Genomic DNA, 24,662 nt, shown 5'->3' with positions numbered 1-24,662 from the left:
GTTCGTACGGTGCGGTGGGCAGTTCGTACGGTGCTCAGGCGCTCAGCAGCCGCCCGGTGCGCAGCTCGCGGGCGACCGTCGCCGCGTCGGGCAGCCGGAGCGCGCCGCGCAGTGTCGTCCCGGTCCGCTCGGTGCGGAACAGGCCCGCGTGCTGGAGCGCGGGCACCAGGTGGTCGGTGATGGTGTCGAGGTCCGAGCTGAGCGAGGAGGGCCGCAGCAGGAACCCGTCGACGGCGCCGACCGTCGCCCAGTCGGCGATCAGGGTGGCCAGCTCGTCCGGGGTGTCGGCGACCACGAGCCCGTCGCCCATGGGGGCGGTGCCCTCCAGCGCCTCCACGAGCTCCAGCCGCGCGCGGGCTCCGGCCCGCTCCGTGGAGAGCACGACGTACACCTCGGCGAGCACCCGCACGTCCTCGGGGTCGCGTCCGGCGGACAGGGCCGAGTCGCGCACGAGGCGGCGCAGCCGCACCGCGTGCCCGGCGTCCGTCACCGCGATCCGGGCGACGTCGGCGGTGCGGCCGGCCAGCGCCGCGCTCGCCTCGGAGCGCACGCGCACCACGACGGGCGGGGGCGTCCGGGGCGGCGGGGTGCCGCCGTCGGCGGGACGGCCGCGGACGGCGAACCGGATGCCGTCGTGGTCCACGCGGAACCGGCCCTCGGCGTCGAGCTCGACCGCTCCCGCCCCGCTGCCGGGACGGCCGGTCCACACCTGGGTCACGGCCTGGATGCCGAGCTCGACCCGCGTGGCCCAGGCCTCGTCGGGCTCGGGGAGCGTGACCTGGCGTACGGCCTGCCAGCCGGCCCGGCCGCCGCTGGCGCGGTCGATGCTGCTCAGGGCGACGGCGGCGTGGGCCGCCTCCACGTGCACCGTGTCGACGGCGGCGATCAGGCCGATGCCGTCGGTGACCCGCGCGGCGCGGGCCGCGGCGACGGCCGTGTCGAGGCGGCCGGTGACCTGGCTGCGCCCCGGGTGGAGCAGGAAGCCCTCGTCGAGGCTGACGAAGTCGAGCAGGCCGCGGTCGGCGGTCCGCACCAGGTGCAGGAACCGCTCGCCGTCGAACGGGCGCGGCGCGACCGGGCCACGTGCCCGGTGCGCACCGGGGCGGGCGCCGGCGGAGGTGAGGTCCACGCCGAGCACGACGGGACGGGGCGAGAGGGCGGTGGACAGGGACGTGGGCTGCGGCGGGTACGGCACGGCGGGGCTCCGTTCGGGCTGCGGCGCGGCGGCACCCGGGCAGGCCCCCGCCGTCGTGCCAGGTGCACGACGGTGCCTGGGGTCGCCCGGGAGCGTGGCTGCCGGGAGGCAGGAGTGAGACGTCCGGTCAGGAACGTGAGGGCCTGGTGCGGCCGGGGCTCGGCATTCGGCGCCGAGAGCGGGCGGCGGACCGGTGGCGGCCGGTCAGCACGTCGGGCACTGTCGCGACAGGGACGTCGCGATCAGGCCGTCACTGTCGGGTTCAGCGACAGGAACAGCGGCAACACATGCCCTCGTGCGGGGCGGCACCAGCCCGCGTGCAGACGTTCCGGGACGGCAGGGACACGTGGACGGCGGGGGCAGCGCTCCGGGTCATCGTCGTTCTCCTCACCTGCTCGCCCATCGGCGAGCGACGCGTGTTGTCACCGCCGGCGGCGGTGGACCTGGTCCTCACCCGGGGCACCCACCCGCGCGGGGGGTTGCCGTCCGACCAGCCGGGGCTTCGCGTCGGAACTCATGACCTGTCGAGATTTTCTATACCTTTCCGGTCGGATAAGTACGGTAGATCTCGATGCCTAGAAGATACGAATGGAACCCATAGAAGTCAACGATCCTTTCCCGGATCTCACATGCCGGGACCTCCCCGATGCGCCCACGCCACGCAGAGTGCGCTTCTACCCAGTCATCAGGCCCGGAAACCGATGGGTTTCCGGGCCTGATGACTGGGTAGAAGCGCACTTTTGCGCCCGCCTCCGCCGCCCCCGGAGCGTCAGCTCGTCAGCAGCTCGATCTGGGTGACCAGGCCGCCGTCGGCCGGTTCCAGCCGGAGTCCCGTCAGCGGCACGGGCTCGTCGAGCACGAACGGGCGCAGCTGGCCCGGCCACCGCCACCGCTCCCCCGAGCGCTCGTCCAGCACGCGCCCGTCCTCGGCCACCAGACGCCAGCCCGACGGCGGCGCCCCCGCGTCCCCGGGCCCGGACGTCACCGTGTACCCCCGCAGCACAGCACCCTGGGGCAGGTCCCCGGACGGCTGCCACACGAGCGTCCCCGCCACGTCGACGGCCGTCGTGAGGTCCCCGTCGGTCAGCCCCGGGAGCGGGCGGCCGGCGGACGACCACCCGCCCTCGGCGCGCTCCCAGGGCCGGTCGGCGGCCGCCGGCGCCACCTGCGCACCCCAGCGGGCCGGCGTCCCGGACAGGCTGAACCGCAGCGTCGCTCCCCCGGTCAGGTCGGCGTGCTCCACCGACGGCGCGGTGACCTCCCGGGTCGTACCTGCGCCGTCGGACAGGTCCAGGCCGGCCACGTACCAGCGGCCGGCCGCGCCCGGTGCCTCGACCACGAGGTCGCCGTCGGGCCGGTGCACCACCGCCCGCTCGAAGAGCGGCGAGCCCACGGCCCAGCGCGACGAGCCGATCTCCAGCGGGTACAGCCCCAGGGCGGACAGGACGTACCAGGCCGACATCTCCCCGTTGTCCTCGTCGCCGTGGTAGCCCTGGCCGATCTCGCTGCCCGTCCACAGCCGCGCCAGGATCTCCCGCACGGTCTCCTGGGTGCGGTCCGGGCGGCCAGCGAAGAGCCACACGTACGGGATGTGGTGGGAGACCTGGTTGGACTGGCCGAGCTGGCCCAGCCGCACGTCACGCGCCTCGACCATCTCGTGGATCACCGACCCGTAGGAGCCGGGCTTGTCCGCCCGCTCCGGCGTGGCGAAGAAGCGCTCCAGCAGAGCCTCCAGCCCGGCGGGGCCGCCGTGCAGGGCCGCCAGTCCCGGGCCGTCGTGCACCGGGTGGAACAGGAAGTTCCAGGCGTCGGACTCGGTGTAGTCGCCGCCCCACTCGTCGGGGTCGAACGGGCCCGGCGCGAACGCCCCGTCCCGGCCGCGGCCCCGGAAGAAGCCCGTGTCCGGGTCGAACAGGTGCACGTACCCCAGGGAGCTCTGGTGCAGGTAGGCGGCCTCGTCGCGCAGCGCGCGGCGGCGCTCGTCCGGGGTGCCGGGGGCGTCCGCGAGCGCCCGTGCCATCCGCGCCAGGCCCGCGTCGTTGATGTAGCCCTCCAGCCCCCAGGAGACCGACTCGTCCACGTCCCGGGGCACCCAGCCGCGGGTGAGCGCGAAGGCCTGGCCCTTGCGGCCCACCCCCGGCAGGGTCGGCAGGGCGGTCGCGTTGCGCAGCCCGGCGTCGTAGGTGTCCAGCGGGTCGGGCAGGTCGACGCCGCGCAGGTGCAGGTCGGCGAACGCGACGTCGGACGACGTGCCGGTCATGAGGTCGGCGTAGCCCGGGGACGACCACCGGGCCACCCAGCCACCCTCGCGGTACTGCTGCACGAAACCGTCCGCGAGCCGCGCGGCGATCTCCGGGTAGAGCAGGGCGTAGGCGGGCCAGCAGGTGCGGTAGGTGTCCCAGAAGCCGTGGTTGACGAACATCTCGCCGGGGCGCACGGGCGCACCGTCGAGCACGGGCGAGGCGTGCACGGGCTCGCCGTCCGCCCCCACCTCCGTGTAGGAGGACGGGTAGAGGTTCAGGCGGTAGAGGTTTGAGTAGAGCGTGACCTGCTGCTCCTCGGTGGCGCCCTCGACGTCGAGCACGCCGAGCCGCTCCTCCCACAGGGCCCTGGTCGCCTCGGCGACCTCGTCGAAGGTGCCGGACACCTCGCGCTCCAGCGCCAGCCAGGCGAGCTCCTCGCTGATGTACGACGTCGCCACACGCACGTCGACGGTCCGGCCCGCCTCGTCGCCCGGCCGGGTCGCGGGGTCCAGCGCGACGGTCGCGTAGGTGGCGTACGGGCGCCCGCGCGCCGGGCCGCTGCGCAGCACCGGCCGCGAGATCCGCCCGACGACGTGCATCCGGGAGCGCCCCACGGACAGCGTGCTGCCGTGGTCGCTCCAGCCGGTGAACGTGCCGTCGTCGTGCACGGTGATCTCGACGGGGGCGCCGTCGGCTCCCGCGTCGCTGACGGCGTCGACCACGAGGTGGCCGGTGGCGGCGCCGGGCGGGAACGTGAACCGCAGCAGGCCGCCGTGGTCGGACGCCGCGACGGCCACGCGGGCGCCGCCGTCCAGGTCGACGGCGTACCGGTGGGGGCGGGCGGTCTCGGCGTCGTGGGAGAAGGCGAGGGCGCGGGCGGCGAGGCCGGCGTCGGGCACGTCGGTCGTGCCGTCGTCGTCCGTCCGGGCCGGGACCAGGTGGAACGCGAGCTGGTCCCGGTCACCCATCCACGGGCTCGGCTCGTGCGAGATGCCGATGCCCTGCAGGCGGGGCCGGTTGTCCGGGCCGTTGTGCGCGGCCCAGGAGTACAGCCACCGTTCCGTGGCGGCGTCCGTGAGCGGCACCCACATCGTGAAGCCGTTGGGCACCGCGGCCGCCGGCACGTTGTTGCCGCGCGAGTAGGCGCCCGAGGAGTGCGTGCCCCGGCGGGTGTCCACCAGGTCGGTGCGACCGGTGACGGTGCGCTCGGGCCGCGGTGCGACGCTCACCTCGTCCAGCCACACCTCGGTGCGCCCGCCGTCCGGCGGTGCGGTGACCAGGGCCGCGGCGCGCACGCGGCGACCGGCCAGGTGTTCCGCCGCGGCGTCCAGGTCGACGCGCACCACGTTCCAGTGGTCGGGCACCAGGATCCGGGCCTCCCCCTGTCCCGTGGCGGACGCCGGCATGCCGTGCTGGTCGGTCAGGCCACGCCCGGCGTCGGTCGCCCCGAGCCAGGTGCCGTCGTCGAGCCGGAGGTCGACGGCCACGTGGGTGGAACGGTAGGTGAGCTCGTCGTCGAGCACGGGCAGGACCGCCCAGCGCAGGACCAGGCCCGGTGCGAGGGGCACGTCGAGGTCGTCGACCACGACCGTGCGGCCGGGGCCCTCGTGGCTGACCAGCCGTGCGTGCTCGCTGGTCAGCCCGGCGCCGGGGCGGCCCGCGGGGACGTGTGCGGGCCCGGTCATGCCACCACCCCCAGGGTCCGGGCGGGCTCGGTTGGCACGGTGACGGCCGCGAGCGCGGTCACGTCGGAGTCGTACACGATGGCGGTGGGCCTTTCGTCGTGGGCGACCAGCGCCCTGGTTGCTGCCGCGGCCTCGTCCTGCGCGAGGTCCGCCGGCACTGTCGTACGGGTGTCGTGCGGGTGAGCGCGCGGCGTCACGGGGCCGGCCGGCAGCCGCCCCGGGACACGATCGGAGAGCTCACTGGTCGGCGAGCAGCCTGTTGCACTCCTCGACCGCCGCGTCGAGGGCCTCCTGCGAGGACCTGTCGCCCGCGATCGCCGCCGCGAGCTGCTGGTTGATGATGGTGGTCATCGCCTCGTCGACCTCGACCGGCTGCAGCACCTGCGCGGTGGCGAGGTGGCTGAACGCGATCTGCTTCGCGACGTCCTGCGGGGTGTCGCCGCCCCCGGCCGGTGCGGCGTCCTCCTGCGAGGAGGCGGTGGACGGGAAGACGCCGGGCACCTGCTGGGCGAACGCCTCCTGGTTGGCCGCGCTGGTCAGGAACCGGGCCAGCGCGAGCGCCGTCAGCTGGTTGCGCGACTGGCTGGAGACCGACACGCCCTGCACGTACAGCGGAGTGGCCCCGATGGACGGCGACGCGGTGATCTTGCCCTCCAGCGCGGGGTTGTCCGCCAGCACGCTGTCGATGAAGTTGCCGCCGCCCGTGGACCAGGCCACCCTGCCCTCGGCGAAGAGCCGGCTGTTGCCGAGGTAGGCGTCGGTGAGCACGTCGTCGGGCAGCAGGCCCTCGGCGTACGCGTCGCGGTAGACGTCCAGGACGGCGGCCGCCTCAGGGGTGTTGAACGTGAGCTCGGTGCCGTCCGCGGAGAGCACCGGCACGCCCGCGGCGGCGAAGTCGCCCAGGCCGGGCTTGCGGCTCATCAGGTAGGCGCCGGTCGCCTCCTTCATGGTCCGGGCCTGGGCCACGAGCTCCTCGAGCGACGTGGGCGGCGCCGCGGGGTCGAGGCCGGCCGCCTCGAACATCTCGGTGTTCCAGTAGTTCACGTCGGTGGTCAGGTACCAGGGGTAGCCGAAGACGCCCTCCACGCCCCGGTACCGGTACGCGTCCACCGCGCCGGGCACATAGGTGTCCGCGAGGGTGTCGTCCAGGGCCGAGAGGTCCTCGATCAGGCCCTCGCGCGCCAGCGGCAGCGCGAAGTCGGGCGGCAGGTTCGTCACGTCCGGCAGCTCACCGGCCGCGGCCTGGGCGAGCACCTTCTCCGAGTAGCCGTCGCCCGGCTGGTCGAGCCACGTCACCTCGGTGCCGGGGTACGTCGCCTCGAAGTCGGCGATCACGCCTTCGACGTACGCGGTGTACTTCGGCGTGAGCGACCACGTCTGGAGCGTGACCGCACCCGTCACGTCGCCCGGGACGTCCACGACGGCGTCGTCCCGCCCGGTGGCGTCCTGCGGGGCGTCCGCTCCGCCGAGGGTGCAGCCGCCGACGGCGACCAGCACGGTCAGGGCGAGGCCCGCGGCCCCGGTCCTGGCTGAGTTCATCGCAGTTCCTTCCAGCAGAAGCCCCGTCGCGTCCTGAGGGATGCCGTCGCCACCGCGACGAGTGCGCTTCAGCGCGCCCAGAGTCCCGCCGGGCCGGACCGGTGTCAAGACGGGCGGGCGCCTGCCCCGGCACCGTGCCGGACGCACGGGTCACACGGGTGACCTGTGCGTCCGGCACGGCGCGCGGGTGTCCGGGCAGTCCCGCCCTACGCCCGCGTGAAGCGCAGGGTGCGCACCTCGAACGGGCCCAGGTCGACGGTGACGGCGCCGTCGGTCACCGGCACCACGGCGTCGGCCAGGTCGTCCTCGATGAGGCTGACCGCCCGCGCCCCGGCCACGGGGGCCGCGACCGTCACGGTGCCCGACGCGCGGCGGCCGAGCGCCTCGTAGACGCGCACCACGAGGTCGCCCGAGCGGTCGTCGGCGAGCTTGACCGCGGACAGCGTCACGCCACCTGCCACGGCGACCAGCGGTTCGACGGCGGACCCGCCGCGCAGCTCACGCGGCCGCGCGCCGAACGTCGCGCCCGCCTCGGTCGCGGCCGCCGTGTCGACGCCCACCACCAGGCCGTACCGGTGGGTCTGCACGCCCTGGTCCGTCTCCGGGTCGGGGAACCGCGGGGCGCGCAGCAGCGACAGACGCACGGTGGTCGTCACGTCCGGTGCGCCCGGGGCCGGGGCCACGCCGTCGTCGGACACCTCGCGGGTCACGTCGTAGCCGTACACGGAATCGTTGACCAGGCCGACGCCGAAGCCCGGCTCCTGCGCCAGCACCCACCGGTGCATGGAGGTCTCGAACTTGGCGGCCTCCCAGCTCGTGTTGGTGTGCGTGGCCCGCTGGTGGAAGCCGAACTGGGTCTCGGCCGCCACGTGCTCGGCGCGCACGTCGAGCGGGAACGCGACCTTGAGGAACTTCTCGGTCTCGTGCCAGTCGGTGGCCATCGTGACCTCCAGCGTCCGGGAGCCCGGCGCCAGCGTGAGCACCTGGTCCAGGCTGGACGCCGAGAACACCCGGTGCACCCGGACCACGGCCACGCCGTCCTCCACGGCGGCCGAGACCTTCTCGGCCTCGCGCAGGTCGGTCACCGAGTTGCGGTAGAACCGGTCCACGTCCCAGGCGTCCCACTTGTTGGGGAAGTCCTGGTGGAGCTGCAGCACGTTGGCGTCCCGGCCGGGTGCCACGGCGTCGCGCCCCGTGGCCAGGTCCACCGCCGAGGTCACGTGACCGGCGGCGTCCAGCGTGATCCGGACCAGGTCGTTGGCGAGCACGTACCCGCCGCCGTCGAGCTCCGCCAGGGTGCTCGCCGCCGCCGTCGGCGCCTGTGCGGGGCCCACGCCGAGGGCGGGTACGCCCGCCTGCGCGAACGCGGCCGGGTTGGCCCGCAGGGCCACGTCCCCCTCACCGACCAGGGCCCGCAGGGAACGCTCGATGATGTCCTGGGCGCCGGCGGTGACCGCCGCGTGCCGCTCCACGGCCTCGCGGTGCACCCAGGCCACGGACGTGCCCGGCAGGATGTCGTGGAACTGCATGAGCAGCACCTGCTGCCACAGCGCGTCCAGCTCCTCGTAGGGGTAGTCGGCCGCCGTCCGGGCCGACGCCGTCGCCGCCCACGCCTCGGCCTCGACCAGGAGCTGCTCGTTGCGGCGGTTGCCCTGCTTGGTCTTGTGCTGCGAGGTGAGCGTCGCGCGGTGCAGCTCCAGGTAGAGCTCGCCCACCCAGACAGCGCTGTCACCGTGCCTGGCAGCGTCGAGCTCCGTGCGCGCCCGCTCGAAGAACGCGTCGGGGTGCTCCCAGCGGACCTTCGCGCTGCCCTCGAGATCGGCCAGGCGCTGTGCCTTGCCCGTCATCTCGCGGGTGGTGCCGCCGCCGCCGTCGCCGTAGCCGACGGGTGCGATCGAACCCGTGGCGCGCCGCGCCTCACGGAACTGGCGGGTCGCCTTGCTGAGCTCCTCGCCCGAGAGCCGCGAGTTGTAGGTGTCCATGGGCGGGAAGTGCGTGAGCACGCGCGAGCCGTCGATGCCCTCCCACCAGAACGTGTGGTGCGGAAAGACGTTGACCTGGTTCCAGGAGATCTTCTGCGTGAAGAACCAGTCGAACCCGGCACGGCGGACGAGCTGCGGCAGGGCCGGCGAGTAGCCGAACGAGTCCGGCAGCCACACGCCGTGGGACCGCAGGCCGAACTCACGCTCGAAGAACCGCTGCCCCTGCGAGAACTGGCGCACCAGCGCCTCGCCCGAGGGCATCACGGTGTCGGACTCGACCCACATGCCGCCCAGCGGCAGGAACCGGCCCTTGGCCACGGCCTCCTTGACCCGCGCCCACACCTCGGGGCGGTGCTCCTTGACCCAGGCGTACTGCTGCGCCGACGACATGCCGTACACGAAGTCGTCCGTACGGTCGATCAGGTCGGCCATGGACGACGTCGTGCGCGCGACCTTGCGGATCGTCTCGCGCACCGGCCACAGCCAGGCCGAGTCGATGTGCGCGTGCCCGACGGCGGAGATCTCGTGGGCGCTGGCCTCCGCAGGGCTGGCCAGCACGTCCGCGAGCGCCGCACGGGCCGCCGCTGCCGTCTCACCGATGCGCTGCAGGTCGAGCACGTCCAGGGCGTCGTCGAGCGCCTGGAGCACGCGCATGCGGCGCGGGCCCGCGGGCAGCTCCGCCTGGAGCTCCAGGAGCACCTCGACGTCGAGGGCGAGCTCGTGCACCTCGGCCTCGAAGACCGCGAGGTCCAGGCGCCGCGTGGCGTACAGCGGGCGCCGGGACGACGTGCGGACGTCGCCCTCCTGGGTCTGGCGGAACATGTCGTGCCCGAGCAGCACCGGGTTGGAGGCCGCCTCCAGGAACAGCTCGACCCGTTCGCCGCCCGCCGCCGCGTCCGCCACGGGGACGTGCTGGTTGCGGGGGTTGATGGACTTCACCGTGGTGCCGTCGGGCCGGTAGACGAGCGCCTCGGCCTGGAAGCCGGGCATGCTGCTGTCGAAGCCGAGGTCGAGCACCGCCTCGACCGTACGGCCGGCCCACTCCTGGGGCACCGTGCCCGTGAGCCGGAACCAGGTCGTGCCCCAGGCCGGACCCCACGGCGTGCCGACCTCGTAGGGCTCCATCGCGAGGGCGAGCCCGTCCGCCGGGGGGATCGGCTCCCCGGGCAGGGCGTGCCACTCGACCTCCAGCGGGACGGACGTCCCGTGGACCGCCGGCCAGATGCGCTCTGTGAGGACGCGCGTCGCGCGCCCGGTGGTCAGAGTGATGTCGTCGTGCATCGAAGAGGGCCTCCCCCTGTGTCGCCGTTGAACGCACGCAGGCTAACCCACACCGGCAGGGTCGCTCGCGGGGCGTCCGCACCCCCGAGGGGATGAAAGGATGGTCCCCATGAGCAGCACCGACGAGACACCCACCGGCACCGTCCCCGGTGAAGGCACGGCCACAAGCGCCGACATGGGCGCTGACCAGGCAACACGCGATATCGCGGAGGTTGCGGCGGTCGAGGTCATCACCACCGCCGCCGTGCACCTGATGAGCGCCGCGGCGGTCAAGTGCGGCCTGGCCGAGGGTGACGACGCCGAAGAGCTCAAGGACCTCGACGAGGCCCGCAAGCTGATCACCGCCCTGGCCGCGCTGGTGGTCGCGAGCGCACCGGACATCGGCAACCAGCACGCCCGCTCGCTGCGGGACGGGCTGCGCAGCCTCCAGCTCGCGTTCCGCGAGGCGTCGGTCATCCCCGACGCGCCGGGCGAGGGGCCGGGCGAGAAGTACACGGGTTCCGTCGTCTGATGACCGAGGCTCCCGTCGTGACGGCCCCCGGACCCGTGCCCGCCCCGGGGCCACGTCGTGGCTCGCGCTGGCTCGCCGTGCTCCTGGTGGCCACGATCGCCGTCGGCGCGTACCTGTGGGTGACGACGGTCCGCTGGCAGCGCAACGCCGCCGAGTGGGAGGAGAAGGCTCACGAGTACGCCGAGGAGGTGGCCACGCTGCGCATGCAGCTCGACGCCGCCGGGTCCGAGCTGCAGGCCGCCCGGGACCAGCTCTCCACGGCGACGGCGCGCATCACGGACCTGGCCAACGAGAAGGCGCAGCTCGGTGACGAGAACGTCGCCTCCCAGCAGTACCTGGACTACCAGACGCAGGTGAGCGCGGCCGCGGGCACCGTGGCGTCCGCCCTGGGACAGTGCGTGTCCGGTCAGGAGCAGCTCGTCGGCTACCTCAAGGAGGCCGACCAGTACCAGGCCGAGGACCTGCGCCGCTACGAGCGCCAGGTCAACGCGCTGTGCGACGAGGCCGAGCAGGCGAACCAGACGCTGCAGCAGGAGCTGCGCCCGTGAGGGGGACGGTCCGCTCGCGGGCGGGCCGGGCGTCCCGGGTGGGGCGGGCGGTCGCCGCCGCCGCGCTGGGCGGGTCCCTGCTGTCCGGATCGCTGGCCGGCTGCGGTGTGCTGCCGCCCCTGCCGGACCCGGTGCCGAGCGACATCGTGCCCTCGGCACCGGTCGGCCTGTCCCCCGCCGCGGGCGGCGACGCCCTCAGTCCCGACGGGTTCGACGCCGTGGAGCGCATGGCCGTGCGCATCCGCAACGTGGGCTGCGAGGAGCTGTCGACGGGCTCGGGCTTCGCCATCGACGACCACACGCTGATCACCAACAAGCACGTGGTCGCGGACTCGCGGGACCTGGAGGTCAGCACCTACGACGGGCACGACATCACCGTGGGCGCGACGTCGACGGCGGGCCTGGCCGACCTCGCCGTGGTCCGCACCACCGACCCCCTGCCCTCGTACCCGAAGCTGGCCGAGGCCGACCCCGAGCCGGGCGACCCGGTCACGGTCGTGGGCTACCCCGCCGGCGGCGAGCTCACGGTGACGGAGGGCGCGGTGATGGGCACCACCCGCGACCCGCTGAACGCGAACCTGGGCGAGGTGCTGCTCACCGACGCCCCGGTCGAGCCGGGCTCGTCCGGATCGGCCGCGCTGGACGCCAAGGGCCGCGTGATCGGCGTGGTCTACGCCAAGACGGCCGACGACAACAGCCTGCTGGTGCCCCTGTCGACGCTCCAGGAGATGCTGGCCGACGACACGGCGTTCACCCCGGCGAAGGGCTGTTAGGGCCCGGCTGGGACGAGCATGCACCTGCTGCCAGGACGAGGCTCGTCCTGGCAGCAGGTGCATGGTCGCGGCTGTGCCGGTCCCTGTGCCGGTCCCTGTGCCGATCGCTTGCGGTACCGGTCGCTGCCGCGCCGCCCGAGGCTCAGCGGGCCGCGCCGATGCGGAGCTCCAGGGAGTCCACGCGCGACGAGATCACCTCGGACGCCGCCAGCCGGGCGTTGACCTGGCCCAGCACGGCGTCGAGCCCTGCGCGGTCCAGGCCGGGGTCGAGGGCGAGCACGACCGCGACCTCCGCCGTGCGGCCCGGCTCGGCGTGCGCGCGCACCACGTGCTGCACCGGCCCGGCGGCGACGGCCACCTCGGAGGCGACCTCCGGGTCCACGACGATCCCGTCCTCGTGCGGCACCAGGGCGGGCTGCCAGGACTGACCCTGCGCCAGGGCCCAGACGGCGGGGCGCGGCACCAGCGCCGTGGCGGGCCCGGCGGGGTCCACCACGATCAGGGCCCAGTTCTCGTTCACCGCGGACAGCGCGGCACGCGTCGCCTCGACGGGCACCGGCCGGGCGTCCGCGCGCCAGGCCCGCATGGTCTCGACGGACGTGAACACCGGCAGGGCCCGCCGCCCGTCCGGGGCCTCCAGCGCGACGACGCCGGAGGACGCCTCCTTGTCGACCGTGAGTCCGTCGGGGTTCTGCTCCGCGACGCCGAGCTCGGCCAGCACCGGCACCAGCACCCGGGTCTCGGCCAGCCGGGCGACGACGTCGCGCAGCGGCACCGTCCCCGTCGTGTGACCCGCGAGCAGCCGGGTCAGCTCGGCGTCCGCCGAGCCGTCGTCGCCCGCGAACTGGCTGGAGGGCTGGATCGACTTCACGCGGCGTCCCCGGCGGTGCCCGGGCGGCCCGCCACGTCGAGCGCCTGCGGCAGGGTGAACGCGCCCGCGTACAGGGCCTTGCCGACCACGGCGCCCTCGATGGTGCCGAGCTCGCGCAGGGCGCGCAGGTCGTCGAGCGAGGAGATGCCACCCGAGGCGACGACGTGCGCGGTGGTGCGCGCGGCGACGTCGGACAGCAGGTCGAGGTTGGGGCCGCGCAGGGTGCCGTCCTTGGTCACGTCGGTGACCACGTAGCGGGCGCAGCCGGCCTCGTCGAGGCGGGCGAGCACCTCCCAGAGGTCGCCGCCCTCCTTGGTCCAGCCGCGTGCGGCGAGCGTGGTGCCGCGCACGTCGAGGCCCACGGCGACGCGGTCGCCGTGCTCCGCGATGGCCTTCGCGGTCCAGGCCGGGTCCTCCAGTGCGGCGGTGCCGAGGTTGACGCGGCGCGCGCCGGTGGCCAGGGCCCGCTCCAGAGACTCGTCGTCACGGATGCCGCCGGACAGCTCGACCTGCACGTCGAGCTCGCCGACCACGCGGGCCAGGAGCTCGGCGTTGGAGCCGCGGCCGAACGCGGCGTCGAGGTCCACGAGGTGCACCCACTCGGCGCCACCGGCCTGCCAGTCCAGCGCGGCCGTCAGCGGGTCGCCGTACGACGTCTCCGACCCGGCCTCCCCCTGGACGAGGCGCACGGCCTGGCCGTCGGCCACGTCGACGGCGGGCAGCAGCACAAGTCGCTCGGTCATCTCTCTCCACAATCTCTCAGGTTGGATTGTTGAGTGCTGGACATTCGCCCTCTTTCGTGTGCCAGAAGGGCGAATGTCCAGCACTCAACGGTCAGGCCAGGGTGGTCAGCCAGTTCTTCAGGAGCTCCGAGCCCGCGTCGCCCGACTTCTCCGGGTGGAACTGGGTGGCCGACAGGGGGCCGTCCTCCACCGCGGCGACGAAGCGGCCGCCGTGGTCCGCCCAGGTCACCCGCGGCGGGCGGAACCGGCTCACGGCGTTCTCGTCGTGGCCCTTGGTGAAGGTCTGGGCGGCGTAGGAGTGCACGAAGTAGAAGCGTTCGTCGGCGATGCCGTCGAACAGGACCGAGCCCTCCGGCACCTCGACCGGCGACCAGCCCATATGCGGGACGACGGGCGCCTGGAGCCGCTCGACGACGCCCGGCCACTCGCCGATGCCCTCGGCACGCTCGCCGTGCTCCACCCCCGCGTCGAACATGACCTGCATGCCCACGCAGATGCCGAGCACCGGCCGGTTGCCGGCCAGGCGGCGGCCCACGACCTCGTGCCCGCGGACCGCGGTCAGGCCCGCCATGCAGGCGGCGAACGCCCCCACGCCCGGCACGACCAGGCCGTCCGCGTCCTGGGCGGCAGCGCGGTCGGCGGTCAGCGTGACGTCCGCGCCCACGCGTTCGAGGGCACGGACCGCGGAACGGACGTTGCCGAAGCCGTAGTCGAGGACGACGACGCGGGCGCCCATGCTCAGGCCCCGCCCGTGCTGCTCGCGCCCGGCTCGCCCTTGCCGAGCCCCTTGCGAGCCTTGCGGGCCGCCGAGGTCAGCATCCGCACCGCCTTGAACTTGCTGATCGACGTCGAGCCGACCACGCCTTCGGCGTCGGCCACGCTCGTGGCGCCGGTCAGCAGGTCGACGACGCTCTCGGGCGCGCCGCCCAGCACGAGGCCGGGCGCGAGCTCGTCGCCGCGGACGCCGTCGGCGAACCGCACCGCCGTCATCTGCTCACCCGTCCGGGTCACCAGGACGAGCGGGACGCCCCGGACGAGCTGGGAGATCGCGGCGGCCGCCTGCTCGGGTGCGTCGCCCGAGCGGTCGCGCAGCACGCCGACGGCGCCGATCGAGGTCGGCACCGCGTCCAGGTCGAGCTGCGCCAGCGAGCTGGCCGCGGCCAGCGGCTCGGCACCGGCGATCTGCGTGATGATCGCGGCGAACTCGGGCTCGCCGCTGCCGGTCAGGGAGGACAGGTCGTCCGGGATCTCGAGGTCGCCGAGGTCGAGCTCGGGCAGGTCGTCGCCCACCTCGTGCCCGTCGTTCCCGGGCGTGCTGCTGTCGGGCCTGTTGCTGTCGGGCCTGGTGCTGTCAGACATGCTGCTAGAGCGCACCCTTCGTGGACGGGATGCCCTCGACCCGCGGGTCGAGGGCGACGGCGGCGCGCAGCGCACGCGCCAGCGCCTTGAACTGTGCTTCGACGATGTGGTGGGGGTCGCGTCCCGCGAGCACCCGCACGTGCAGGCAGATGCCCGCGTGGTGGGCGATCGACTCCAGCACGTGCCGGGTGAGCGAACCCGTGAAGTGCCCCCCGATGAGGTGGTACTCCTGGCCCGCGGGCTCACCCTCGTGCACCAGGTACGGCCGGCCCGACACGTCCACGACGGCCTGGGCGAGCGCCTCGTCGAGCGGTACGAGCGCGTCGCCGAACCGGGAGATGCCGGCCTTGTCGCCGAGCGCCTGGCGCAGTGCCTCGCCGAGGCTGATCGCGACGTCCTCGACCGTGTGGTGGGCGTCGATGTGCGTGTCACCGGTCGCCTGCACGGTGAGGTCGATCAGGGAGTGCTTGCCCAGCGCCGTGAGCATGTGGTCGTAGAAGGGCACGCTCGTGCTGATCTCGGTGCGGCCCGTGCCGTCGAGGTCGAGCTCGACCAGCACCTTCGACTCGGAGGTGGCGCGTTCCACGCGTGCTGTCCGGCTCATGCCTGCTCTCCTCCTGGTTGCTCCTGCAGCACCTCGACGAGCGCCGCGCGGAACGCGGCCATCTCGGCGGACGTGCCGATCGACACCCGCAGCCAGCCGTCCGGGCCGGTCTCGCGGATCAGGACACCGCGGTCCAGCAGACCCTGCCAGACGGCGTGCCGGTCGGCGAACGTGCCGAACAGCACGAAGTTGGCGTCCGTGTCCGCGACCTCGAACGGCCGCCCGTCGGGCAGGTGCTGCTTGCGCAGCCAGGCCACCGTCGCGTCACGCTCGGCACGCAGCGTCGCCACCTGCGCCATGAGCGACTCCCGGTGCCGCAGCGCGGCGCCCGCGGCGGCCTGCGTGATGGCGCTCAGGTGGTACGGCAGGCGCACGATCCGCAGCGCGTCGACGAAGTCGGCGGAGCCGACCAGGTAGCCGAGACGCGCCCCGGCCGCGGCGAACGCCTTGGACATGGTGCGGGTGACCGCGAGGTGGGGGTACCGCTCCAGCAGCGCGACCGCGGACGGCGTGCCCGGACGGCGGAACTCCGCGTACGCCTCGTCCACGACGACGACGGGGCGCGCCCCGTCGAGGTCGACCTCCAGGGCCGCCTCGCAGATCGCCTCGACCGTGGCCGCGGGCAGCGCCGTGCCCGTCGGGTTGTTCGGGCTGGCCAGCAGGATCACCGACGGGCGCACCTCGCGGATCTTCTGCGCGGCGTACTCCGGGTCCAGCGTGAAGTCCTCCGCACGGCGGCCCACCACCCACGTGGTGTGGGTGTCGCGCGCGTACTCCGGGTACATGGAGTAGGTGGGCGCGAACGACAGCGCGGTACGGCCGGGCCCGCCGAACGCCTGCAGCACGTGCAGCATGACCTCGTTGGACCCGTTCGCCGCCCACACGTCGCAGCGGTCGAGGCTGACGCCGGTCTCCAGGGCGAGGTAGTCGGCCAGGTCCCGCCGCAGCGCCGTGGCGTCCCGGTCCGGGTACCGGTTCATGCCGCGCGCCGCGCGCGCGACGTCCTCGGCGATGGTCGCCACCACGTCCTCGCCGGGCGGGTACGGGTTCTCGTTGACGTTCAGCAGCACGGGGACGTCGAGCTGCGGCGCGCCGTACGGCTGCTCGTCCGCGAGCTCCGGACGCAACGGCAGCCGCACCGCGGGCGCGGAGGCGCTGTGCTGGTCGACGGCGTGGGTCATCACCGCACCAGTCTACGAAGCGTGCGGCACCGGCCCGGTACGAGTCCGCCCACCGGGCGCGTGGGACACGTCACGGGACGCCGGGCGGTCACCGGATCGCCAGGACGAACGGGTAGACGGCGGACGCGCCCGCCTGGCGCAGCAGCCGGGCCGCGACCGTGAGCGTCCAGCCCGAGTCGGTGTAGTCGTCCACCAGCAGCACCGCCCGGCCCGGCAGCCCGCGCAGCGCGGCCTCCCCGAGCTGCGGCTGCAGGCGCCGGACAACACCGGCCAGCCGCATCGCCGAGTTCACGTCGTGCCGGCCCGGCTCCTCCTGGCCGGCGACGGGGCCGATCGCGCCGATCATCGGCACGCCCAGGTACTTCGCGAGCCCCGTGGCCAGGTGGTACGACAGCTGCGGCCGCTTGACGGAACGGACCGCCACGACGGCCTCCACCACCAGCGGACCGGGCTCGGGCACGACGGCGCCCTCCTGGCCGCTCGCGTCGTGCTCGTCCTGCTCGTCCTGCGCGGTCTCGACCGGCGGGCGCAGCGCTTCCCACTCGTCCAGCACCCGGGCCGCGGCCCGGCGCAGGTGGACCGGAAGCTCGCCGTCGGGCGCGTTCGGGGCGAGCAGGTCACGCAGCGGACCCGACCAGCCCAGGCCGTCGAGGCGCGCCACGGCGCGCCCGGGCTCGGCCAGCTCGCCGGGCGGGATCTTTCCCTTGAGGTCCAGGCCGATCGCCGCCAGGCCGGTGGGCCACATCTTGCGGGCCTCGACCTCCACGCCGGGCCGGTCCATCTCGGCGCGCGCGGCGGCCACCGCCTCCGCGTCCGGCGCCTCGGGCAGGTCCATCGCGCCGCACCGGTCGCAGCGGCCGCACGACCAGCCCGGAGCCAGGTCGGGGTCGTCGAGCTGGGCCCGCAGGTAGGCCATGCGGCACCCGGGGGTGGCGACGTAGTCGACCATCGCCTGCTGCTCGGCGGCCCGGGTCGCGGCGACCCGGGCGTACCGCTCGGCGTCGTACGACCACTCCCGGCCGGTGGACTCCCAGCCGCCGCGCACACGCCGGACCGCGCCGTCCACGTCGAGCACCTTGAGCATGGTCTCCAGCCGGGACCGCCGCAGGTCCACCTGCGTCTCCAGCGCGGCGGTCGACAGGGTGCCGCCGGACCGCAGGGCGTCCAGGGTGACGCGCACCTGCCCCTCGGCGGGGAACGCCTGCTCGCCGAACCAGTCCCAGATCGCCTTGTCCTCGGTACCGGGGAGCAGCACCACCAGCGCCTGGTCGACGCCGCGGCCCGCACGGCCGACCTGCTGGTAGTACGCGATCGGCGAGGACGGCGCGCCCAGGTGCACCACGAAGGCGAGGTCCGGCTTGTCGAAGCCCATGCCCAGCGCCGAGGTGGCCACCAGGGCCTTGACCTCGTTGTTCTTGAGCTCGGCCTCGAGCTGCTCCCGCTGGGCCGGCTCGGTCCGGCCCGTGTACGCGGCGACGGCGAGGCCGTAGCCGCGCAGCTGCTCGGCGACCTGCTCCGCCGCCGACACGGTGAGGCAGTACACGATGCCGGACCCCTCGATGTCCTGCAGCGCCTCGGCCAGCCAGGCCACCCGGGTGGGCTGGTCACCGAGCTCCAGCACCGCCAGGTGCAGGGACTCCCGGTCGAGCGCGCCGCGCAGCACCAGCACGTCCTCGGCGGCCGTGCCGTCGGCGTGCACGGCGAGCTGCTCGGCCACGTCCTGCGTGACGCGCTCGTTCGCCGTGGCAGTGGTGGCCAGCACGGGGATACCCGTGGGCAGGTCGGCCAGGAGGGTACGGATGCGCCGGTAGTCGGGCCGGAAGTCGTGGCCCCAGTCCGAGATGCAGTGGGCCTCGTCGATGACCACCAGGCCGGCGTCGGCCGCCAGCCGCGGCAGCACCTCGTCGCGGAAGCCCGGGTTGTTCAGCCGCTCCGGCGAGCACAGCAGCACGTCCACCTCGCCGCGGGCGATCGACGCGTGCACCTCGTCCCACTCCGTCATGTTCGCCGAGTTGATGGTGACCGCGCGGATCCCCGCACGGGCGGCGGCGGCGATCTGGTCGCGCATGAGCGCCAGCAGGGGTGACACGATCACCGTGGGCCCGGCGCCCCGGGCCCGCAGCAGCCGGGTCGCCACGAAGTACACCGCCGACTTGCCCCACCCGGTGCGCTGCACCACCAGGGCCCGGCGACGGAAGGCGGCGAGCGCCTCGATGGCCGTCCACTGGTCGTCGCGCAGCCGCGCGTCGTCGCGGCCGACGAGCTCGCGGAGCGCTGCCTCGGCCTCCTCGCGCAGCGAGGCGCCGGGCGTCGCCGCCGTGGCCCGCGGGGCAGGCGCCTCCGCCTCCTCCAGGGACTCCTCGCCCGCGACGTCCGGGGCCGCCGCCTGGTCCACGTCCGCGTCCCCGGCCGCGCCACCATCCGCGACCTCGGTCCGGACCGGCCGGCGGACCGGCGCCGCAGGCGCCACCCCGCCGTCGTCCAGCAGGCCCCGCAGCATCTGCAGCTTGGCCGCCTGCGCCTCGGGGGTGTTCCGCGCCGACGGCGGCAGCGCCGGATCACCGACCTCGGTCAGGAGGGCGTCGTCGGGCGGCTCCTCCATGGCGAAGGGCAGGTCTGCGAAGGGGTCCTTGGTCACGCCACCGATCCTAGGAGAGGCCACCGACACCGCGACCCGGTCGTCCACAGCCCTAGGTGACGTCGGCGGGTTCGCTCGCGGCGGGGTGCGGTCCCACGCCGGACGACGCCGCGAGCGAGGCGAGCAGCGCGAGCCGCTCCCCGGTGGGCGAACCGGCGTCCGCGTGCAGCAGCACGAGCATCTGCCGGTCGGTGCCCACGATCGAGAGCTTCTCCATGTCCAGGTCCAGCTCCCCGACCTGCGGGTGCAGCATGCGCGTGGTGTGCGGCGTGCCGAGGTTCACGTCGTGGCGCGCCCACAGCGTGCGGAACCGCTCCGAGGCGAGCGAGAGCTCCCCCACGAGGCGCTCCACCCGCTCGTCGTCGGTCTCCGTGCCGACCGCCTCGCGGAACCGGGCGACGATCTTCGGCGCCACGTCGGGCCAGTCCCCGTGCAGCGCCTGCTCGGCGGGGTCGAGGAACAGGTCGCGCAGCCGGTTGCCGCCGCGCCGGAGGTTCGGCGACAGCGCACCGGCCAGCGCGTTCGCCGCGAGCACGTCGAAGTACCGCCCCTCGACGTACGCCGGGACGCCCACCCGGTCCAGCAGCCGCAACGTCCCGGCGGGCACCACCTCCCGGCGGCTGCGCCGACGGCGGCGCGGGGCCGGCGCCGCGAGCCTGAGCAGGTGCCGCGTCGCGGGCTCGTCCAGCAGCAGCACCCGGGCGAGCGACTCGACCACCTGCACGGACGGGTGCCGGTCGCGGCCCTGCTCGAGCCGCAGGTAGTAGTCGGCGCTGATCCCGGCCAGCAGGGCCACCTCCTCGCGGCGCAGGCCGGCGACCCGGCGTACGCCCCCGGCCGGCAGCCCCACGTCGCCGGGCCGCACGAGCTCACGGCGCGCCCGCAGGTACTCGCCCAGCTGGTTGTCGGCCATGCACCCACCGTAGGACGCGGCGCCCGACGGTGCCTGGTCCCCGCACTCCCAGGAAGCGCCGGGTACTGCCTGTCCGCGCCGGACCGGCGGACCGTGGACGTCATGACCACGAACACGATCCCCGGCGGCACGTACACGCTCTCCGACGACATCACCGTCTCCCGCGTCGGCTACGGCGCCATGCAGCTCGCCGGTCCCGGCGTCTTCGGCCCGCCCGCCGACCGCGCGGCGGCGGTCGCCGTCCTGCGGGAGGCGGTCGCGCTCGGCGTGACCCACATCGACACCGCCGACTTCTACGGCCCGTACGTCACCAACGAGATCATCCGCGAGGCCCTGCACCCCTACCCGGCGGGCCTGCACATCGTCACGAAGGTGGGCGCGGTCCGCGACGCGCAGGGTGGCTGGCCGCCCGCCCAGGAGCCCGACCAGCTCCGCCGCGCCGTCGAGCAGAACCTCGAGCACCTCGGCCTGGACCGGCTCGACGTCGTGAACCTGCGCGTGGGCGGTGTGGACCGGCCGGAGCCGGGCTCGCTCGCGCGGCAGTTCACCGCGCTGGCCGAGATGCAGGCGGAGGGCCTGATCGCGCACCTGGGCGTGAGCACCGTGCTGCCCGAGCAGGTCGCCGAGGCGCAGTCGATCGCCCCGGTCGTGTGCGTGCAGAACTTCTACAACATCGCCAACCGCGCCGACGACGCGCTGATCGACTCCCTGGCCGAGCAGGGCATCGCCTACGTGCCCTACTTCCCGCTGGGTGGCTTCTCGCCCCTGCAGTCGGCGGAGCTGGACGCCGTGGCCGCCCGCCTGGGGAGCACCCCGGCCGCGGTGGCGCAGGCCTGGCTGCTGCAGCGCTCGCCGAACGTGCTGCTCATCCCGGGCACGTCGGCGGTGGCTCACCTGCGCGAGAACGTCGCGGCCGCGAGCCTCGTGCTGCCCGAGGACGAGCTGGCGGTGCTGAACTCGATCGGCTCGTGACCCAGGACGCCGCCGCGCGGCACCTGGGCCTCCCGGTGGTCAGCCCCGGCAGCCCTCCCGAGGCCTGACAACAGGAGACCCGACGGCGAGCGCCCAGCTGCTCGCCGTCGGGCCCGCTCCCGGGACTACCGGCCCTGGAGCGCCTTCACGTTGTCGCCGAAGGTCCAGCCGCGCGACCCGTCCCAGTTGATGGACCAGGTCATCAGGCCCTTGAGCGCCCCGTCGTACGAGCCGTAGGCCTGCGAGACCAGCGACGGCGCCATGTACCCGCCGCCGGCACCCTGCTGGGCGGGCAGGCCGGGCACCTGCTTGTCGTAGGGCACGCGGATCGTGGTGCCCTGGATGACGAGGCCATCGTCGAGGCAGTCGGTCTGCGCCTGGAAGCCGGCCACGGTCCCGGCGGCGTAGGAGTTGCCGGCGCAGTCGTACATCGAGCCGTTGTAGTACTGCATGTTGAGCCACCACAGGCGACCGTTGTCGGCGTACTTCTTGATGATCGGCAGGTAGGAGCCCCAGATCGAGCCGTAGGTCACGCTGCCGCCGGTCACGTACGCGGTCTCGGGCGCCATGGTCAGGCCGAACCCGGCCGGCATGCCGGCCAGCACCCCGTCGATGATCCGGATCAGGTTGGCCTGCGACGTGGACAGCTGCGTGATCGACCCGCTGCCGGTCAGGCCGGTCTCGATGTCGATGTCGATGCCGTCGAAGTTGTACTCGCGCAGGATCGGCACGATGGTCTCGACGAACCGGTCCGCCACGGCCTGCGAGGACAGGTCGATCCCGGCGGTCGCGCCGCCGATCGACATCAGGATCGTCAGGCCCGCCTCCTTGGCGGCACACATCTCCTCGGGGGTGGGCACGCGGACGCCGGAGTCCATGCCGTCCTCCCACAGCACCGTGCCGTCCGAGCGGATCACCGGGAACGCGAGCGTCGCCACGTTGTAGCCGTGCTGGGTGATGCGCGAGTCCGTGACCGGGATCCAGCCGAGGCCCGGGTGCACGCCGTTGCTCGCGCCGTCCCAGTTCTCCCAGTAGCCCTGCAGCACCTTGCCGGACGGCTTGGGGCGCTGGCTGCAGTCCGCCGGGGTGGGCTCCGGGTCCGGGGTCGGATCCGTGGGGTCAGGCGTCGGGTCGGTGGGGTCGGGGTCGGGCTGCGTGGCGCACGCGCCGTCGTCGGTCCAGAGGGTGGGTGTCGCGTCGGGGCTCCAGCCCGCCCCGACGTGCGCGGTATGCGTCACCAGGGCGGTGTACCCGCGGCCCCGGTGGGTCACGTGGTCGCCCGCGGCGTAGGTGCTGCCCTCCGTCCACGCGGCCGCGGTGCAGTCGGCGGCGGCCGTCGTCGTCGGGCCCGCCTGCGCGACGACGGCCGGCACGGCCAGCCCGATGCTCAGCAGGGCGGCGATGCCCGCCGCCAGGAACGAGGTACGCGGCTTCATGGGGCTCCCCTTCGACGCCGGATATTTGTCAGGACACTAGCCATATCCGCTCCGGCGGCATATACGGGGAACCCACACCCGCCCACCTAGACTCGCGACGTGTTCCGACTCAACCCCGAGCAGCTCGTCTTCGTCACCGAGCGCCACCTCGCGACCCTCACCACCCTGCGCCCCGACGGGACACCGCACGTGGTGCCGGTCGGCTTCACCTGGGACGCCGAGGAAGGGGTCGCGCGCGTCACCGCGAACCGCACGTCGTTCAAGGCGCGCAACATCCGCCCGCTGCCCGACGGCGGCGAGCAGCGGGCCGCCCTGTGCCAGTTCGACCGGGCGCGCTGGCTCACCCTGGAGGGCACCATCACCCTCAGCGACGACCCCGCCGAGATCGCGGAGGCCGAGGCCCGGTACGCCCGCCGCTACCGCGAGCAGTCACCCAACCCGGACCGGATCGTCCTGCGGATCACGGTCGACAAGGCCATGGCCTCGACCTACATGGCCTCCTGAGCGCCCCGAGCCCGGTGGGCCGGCCCGCGCCGGTCAGCCGACCTTCGCCGACTGCTCGCCCGCGGGCATCTGCACGCTCACCACGTCACCGCGCACGAGCTGCCGGCCACGGCGGGTCTCGGCCTCGCCGTTGACCCGCACCTCCCCGTCGGCGATCAGGTCGCGGGCCTGCGCGCCGTCCTCGGCGAGGTCGGCGAGCTTGAGGAACTGGCCCAGCCGGATGACGTCGTCCCGGATGGGGACCTCGGGCACTGCGGAGTCGGGGCTGGAGTGAGCGCGAGAGTTGGACACCACAGCATTGTCCCCCGCCGGCCGCCATAGACTGGCCGGGTGATCCAACGCATCGACCTGCGCGGCCGGTCCCTCGGCCGGCGCGAGCTCCTCGCCGTCCTGCCCCGAGCCGAGGTCGGGGTGGACGAGGCGGTCCATGCGGTGGAGCCCCTGCTCCGCCAGGTCCGCGAGGGCGGTGCGGCCGCGCTGCGCGAGATCGCGCTGCGGTTCGACGGCGTGTCCCCCGAGCACCTGCGCGTGCCCGCGGAGGCGCTCACGGCCGCCGTCGAGAGCCTGACGCCGCTCGTGCGCGAGGGGCTGGAGGAGGCCATCCGCCGGGTCCGCCGGGTGCACGCCGACCAGGTGCCCACCGACCACGTGACCGAGCTCGCGCCGGGCGCCGTCGTGCGGCAGCGGTGGATCCCGGTACAGCGCGTCGGCCTGTACGCGCCGGGCGGGCTCGCGGTGTATCCGTCGTCGGTGGTGATGAACGTGGTCGCGGCGCAGGAGGCCGGCGTGCCCGGTCTCGCCGTCGCGTCCCCGCCGCAGAAGGACAACGGCGGCCTGCCGCACCCGACCATCCTCGCGGCCTGCGCGCTGCTCGGGGTCGACGAGGTGTACGCCGTGGGCGGTGCGCAGGCAGTGGCGATGTTCGCCTACGGCGCCGCGGGCAGCGAGCCGCAGGACGGCGAGACCCTCTGCGAGCCCGTCGACGTCATCACCGGCCCGGGCAACGTGTACGTCGCGGCGGCCAAGCGCCTGGTGCGCGGCGTCGTCGGCATCGACGCGGAGGCCGGCCCCACCGAGATCGCCGTCCTCGCCGACGCCACCGCCGACGCCGGGCACGTGGCCCTCGACCTCATCAGCCAGGCCGAGCACGACCCGATGGCCGCCTCCGTGCTGGTCACCGACTCCGTCGAGCTGGCGGCCGCGGTCGAGGCCCGGGTCCAGGACCTCGCCTCCGCCACCAAGCACGCCGTCCGCGTGGCACAGGCGCTGGACGGTCCGCAGTCCGCCGTCGTCCTGGTGGACGACGTCGAGGCCGGGCTGGCCGTCGTCAACGCCTACGGCGCGGAGCACCTGGAGATCCAGACGGCGGACGCCGCCGCGGTGGCCTCCCGGGTGCACAGCGCGGGCGCGATCTTCGTGGGCCCCTGGTCGCCGGTGTCGCTGGGCGACTACATGGCCGGCTCGAACCACGTGCTGCCCACGGGCGGCACCGCGCACTTCGCGAGCGGCCTGGGCGTGCACAGCTTCCTCAAGTCGGTGCAGCAGGTGGAGTACGACCGCGACGCGCTGGGCGCGCTCGCCGACCGCATCGTCGCCGTGGCCAACGACGAGGACCTGCCGGCCCACGGCGAGGCGGTCCGGGGCCGCTTCCACTGACCCGCCGGCCCGCCCTGCCGAGGTAGGA

21 protein-coding genes and 1 riboswitch are annotated in these 24,662 nt (G+C 74.3%); of the genes, 6 read left to right on the top strand and 15 right to left on the bottom strand.

Annotated elements, in window-relative coordinates; all coding sequences use genetic code 11:
• Positions 1 to 34: 34 nt before the first annotated feature.
• The 5 genes from ACIG47_RS18405 to ACIG47_RS18385 all read right to left on the bottom strand — a co-directional run bounded on the left by ACIG47_RS18405 (position 35) and on the right by ACIG47_RS18385 (position 9,925).
• On the bottom strand, positions 35 to 1,195 hold the full coding sequence (locus ACIG47_RS18405; RefSeq protein ID WP_397432456.1) for an LLM class flavin-dependent oxidoreductase: 1,161 nt from the start codon (positions 1,193 to 1,195) through the stop codon (positions 35 to 37).
• Between the two features lie 411 nt (positions 1,196 to 1,606).
• Positions 1,607 to 1,717: riboswitch (SAM riboswitch) on the bottom strand.
• Between the two features lie 247 nt (positions 1,718 to 1,964).
• Entirely contained in the window at positions 1,965 to 5,123 is a 3,159-nt protein-coding gene (locus ACIG47_RS18400) for a GH92 family glycosyl hydrolase (protein WP_397432455.1), read from the bottom strand.
• The gene (locus tag ACIG47_RS18395; protein ID WP_397432454.1) at positions 5,120 to 5,281 is read right to left on the bottom strand and encodes a hypothetical protein; all 162 of its coding nucleotides are present in this window, start codon (positions 5,279 to 5,281) and stop codon (positions 5,120 to 5,122) included. The genes ACIG47_RS18400 and ACIG47_RS18395 overlap by 4 nt, the downstream gene beginning before the upstream one ends.
• 79 nt (positions 5,282 to 5,360) lie before the next feature.
• Positions 5,361 to 6,662: an ABC transporter substrate-binding protein gene (locus ACIG47_RS18390; protein ID WP_397432453.1), complete on the bottom strand. Its 1,302-nt coding sequence runs from the start codon at positions 6,660 to 6,662 to the stop codon at positions 5,361 to 5,363.
• 206 nt (positions 6,663 to 6,868) lie between these two features.
• Positions 6,869 to 9,925 (bottom strand): alpha-mannosidase, encoded by a 3,057-nt coding sequence (locus ACIG47_RS18385; RefSeq protein ID WP_397432451.1) that lies wholly within the window; start codon positions 9,923 to 9,925, stop codon positions 6,869 to 6,871.
• A gap of 109 nt (positions 9,926 to 10,034) precedes the next feature.
• Between ACIG47_RS18385 and ACIG47_RS18380 the strand changes: the two genes are divergently transcribed.
• From ACIG47_RS18380 to ACIG47_RS18370, 3 genes are read left to right on the top strand one after another with little or no spacing between them, the layout of a single operon-like run.
• Positions 10,035 to 10,436, top strand: coding sequence for a DUF1844 domain-containing protein (locus tag ACIG47_RS18380; protein WP_397432450.1), 402 nt, complete (start codon positions 10,035 to 10,037; stop codon positions 10,434 to 10,436).
• Complete coding sequence (locus ACIG47_RS18375; RefSeq protein WP_397412736.1) at positions 10,436 to 10,984, top strand: hypothetical protein; 549 nt, start codon at positions 10,436 to 10,438, stop codon at positions 10,982 to 10,984. The genes ACIG47_RS18380 and ACIG47_RS18375 overlap by 1 nt, the downstream gene beginning before the upstream one ends.
• A gap of 38 nt (positions 10,985 to 11,022) precedes the next feature.
• On the top strand, positions 11,023 to 11,757 hold the full coding sequence (locus ACIG47_RS18370) for a S1C family serine protease (protein WP_397432539.1): 735 nt from the start codon (positions 11,023 to 11,025) through the stop codon (positions 11,755 to 11,757).
• A 142-nt stretch (positions 11,758 to 11,899) separates the two neighbouring features.
• Here ACIG47_RS18370 and ACIG47_RS18365 read toward each other — a convergent pair whose 3' ends face one another.
• The 8 genes from ACIG47_RS18365 to ACIG47_RS18330 form a co-directional block, all read right to left on the bottom strand.
• The gene (locus tag ACIG47_RS18365) at positions 11,900 to 12,628 is read right to left on the bottom strand and encodes an SseB family protein (RefSeq protein WP_397412738.1); all 729 of its coding nucleotides are present in this window, start codon (positions 12,626 to 12,628) and stop codon (positions 11,900 to 11,902) included.
• Entirely contained in the window at positions 12,625 to 13,371 is a 747-nt protein-coding gene (priA, locus tag ACIG47_RS18360; RefSeq protein ID WP_397412740.1) for a bifunctional 1-(5-phosphoribosyl)-5-((5-phosphoribosylamino)methylideneamino)imidazole-4-carboxamide isomerase/phosphoribosylanthranilate isomerase PriA, read from the bottom strand. Before priA ends, ACIG47_RS18365 begins: the two co-directional genes overlap by 4 nt.
• A 91-nt stretch (positions 13,372 to 13,462) precedes the next feature.
• Positions 13,463 to 14,107 carry an imidazole glycerol phosphate synthase subunit HisH gene (gene hisH, locus ACIG47_RS18355; protein ID WP_397412742.1) on the bottom strand — a complete coding sequence of 215 codons (645 nt, stop codon included), beginning with the start codon at positions 14,105 to 14,107 and terminating at the stop codon, positions 13,463 to 13,465.
• Between the two features lie 2 nt (positions 14,108 to 14,109).
• Entirely contained in the window at positions 14,110 to 14,730 is a 621-nt protein-coding gene (locus ACIG47_RS18350) for a hypothetical protein (RefSeq protein ID WP_397412744.1), read from the bottom strand.
• 4 nt (positions 14,731 to 14,734) lie between these two features.
• The gene (gene hisB / locus ACIG47_RS18345; RefSeq protein WP_397412746.1) at positions 14,735 to 15,334 is read right to left on the bottom strand and encodes an imidazoleglycerol-phosphate dehydratase HisB; all 600 of its coding nucleotides are present in this window, start codon (positions 15,332 to 15,334) and stop codon (positions 14,735 to 14,737) included.
• The gene (locus tag ACIG47_RS18340) at positions 15,331 to 16,515 is read right to left on the bottom strand and encodes a histidinol-phosphate transaminase (protein ID WP_397432538.1); all 1,185 of its coding nucleotides are present in this window, start codon (positions 16,513 to 16,515) and stop codon (positions 15,331 to 15,333) included. Before ACIG47_RS18340 ends, hisB begins: the two co-directional genes overlap by 4 nt.
• An 88-nt stretch (positions 16,516 to 16,603) precedes the next feature.
• Positions 16,604 to 19,153, bottom strand: a complete 2,550-nt coding sequence (locus tag ACIG47_RS18335; protein WP_397432449.1) for a RecQ family ATP-dependent DNA helicase — start codon at positions 19,151 to 19,153, stop codon at positions 16,604 to 16,606.
• Positions 19,154 to 19,205: 52 nt separating this feature from the next.
• Positions 19,206 to 20,066, bottom strand: a complete 861-nt coding sequence (locus ACIG47_RS18330) for a helix-turn-helix transcriptional regulator (RefSeq protein WP_397432448.1) — start codon at positions 20,064 to 20,066, stop codon at positions 19,206 to 19,208.
• 102 nt (positions 20,067 to 20,168) lie between these two features.
• Here ACIG47_RS18330 and ACIG47_RS18325 point away from each other — a divergent pair, with 102 nt between their 5' ends.
• Positions 20,169 to 21,038 carry an oxidoreductase gene (locus ACIG47_RS18325; protein ID WP_397432447.1) on the top strand — a complete coding sequence of 290 codons (870 nt, stop codon included), beginning with the start codon at positions 20,169 to 20,171 and terminating at the stop codon, positions 21,036 to 21,038.
• Between the two features lie 125 nt (positions 21,039 to 21,163).
• Here the strand turns inward: ACIG47_RS18325 and ACIG47_RS18320 are convergent, their stop codons facing one another.
• Positions 21,164 to 22,474 carry a carbohydrate-binding protein gene (locus ACIG47_RS18320; RefSeq protein WP_397432446.1) on the bottom strand — a complete coding sequence of 437 codons (1,311 nt, stop codon included), beginning with the start codon at positions 22,472 to 22,474 and terminating at the stop codon, positions 21,164 to 21,166.
• A 99-nt stretch (positions 22,475 to 22,573) separates the two neighbouring features.
• On the opposite strand from ACIG47_RS18320, the gene ACIG47_RS18315 reads away from it, so the two are divergent.
• A complete protein-coding gene (locus ACIG47_RS18315) occupies positions 22,574 to 22,978 on the top strand; it encodes a pyridoxamine 5'-phosphate oxidase family protein (RefSeq protein WP_397412759.1) in 405 nt (134 codons plus the stop codon).
• Positions 22,979 to 23,011: 33 nt separating this feature from the next.
• Here ACIG47_RS18315 and ACIG47_RS18310 read toward each other — a convergent pair whose 3' ends face one another.
• Entirely contained in the window at positions 23,012 to 23,269 is a 258-nt protein-coding gene (locus ACIG47_RS18310; protein ID WP_397412760.1) for an RNA-binding S4 domain-containing protein, read from the bottom strand.
• A gap of 39 nt (positions 23,270 to 23,308) precedes the next feature.
• Between ACIG47_RS18310 and hisD the strand changes: the two genes are divergently transcribed.
• Positions 23,309 to 24,634, top strand: a complete 1,326-nt coding sequence (gene hisD / locus ACIG47_RS18305) for a histidinol dehydrogenase (RefSeq protein WP_397432445.1) — start codon at positions 23,309 to 23,311, stop codon at positions 24,632 to 24,634.
• The last annotated feature ends 28 nt before the right edge of the window (positions 24,635 to 24,662 follow it).

This window comes from Promicromonospora sp. NPDC052451 (assembly GCF_044547525.1).
Classification (GTDB): domain Bacteria; phylum Actinomycetota; class Actinomycetes; order Actinomycetales; family Cellulomonadaceae; genus Promicromonospora.
This window is presented reverse-complemented; position numbering and strand designations above follow the sequence as displayed.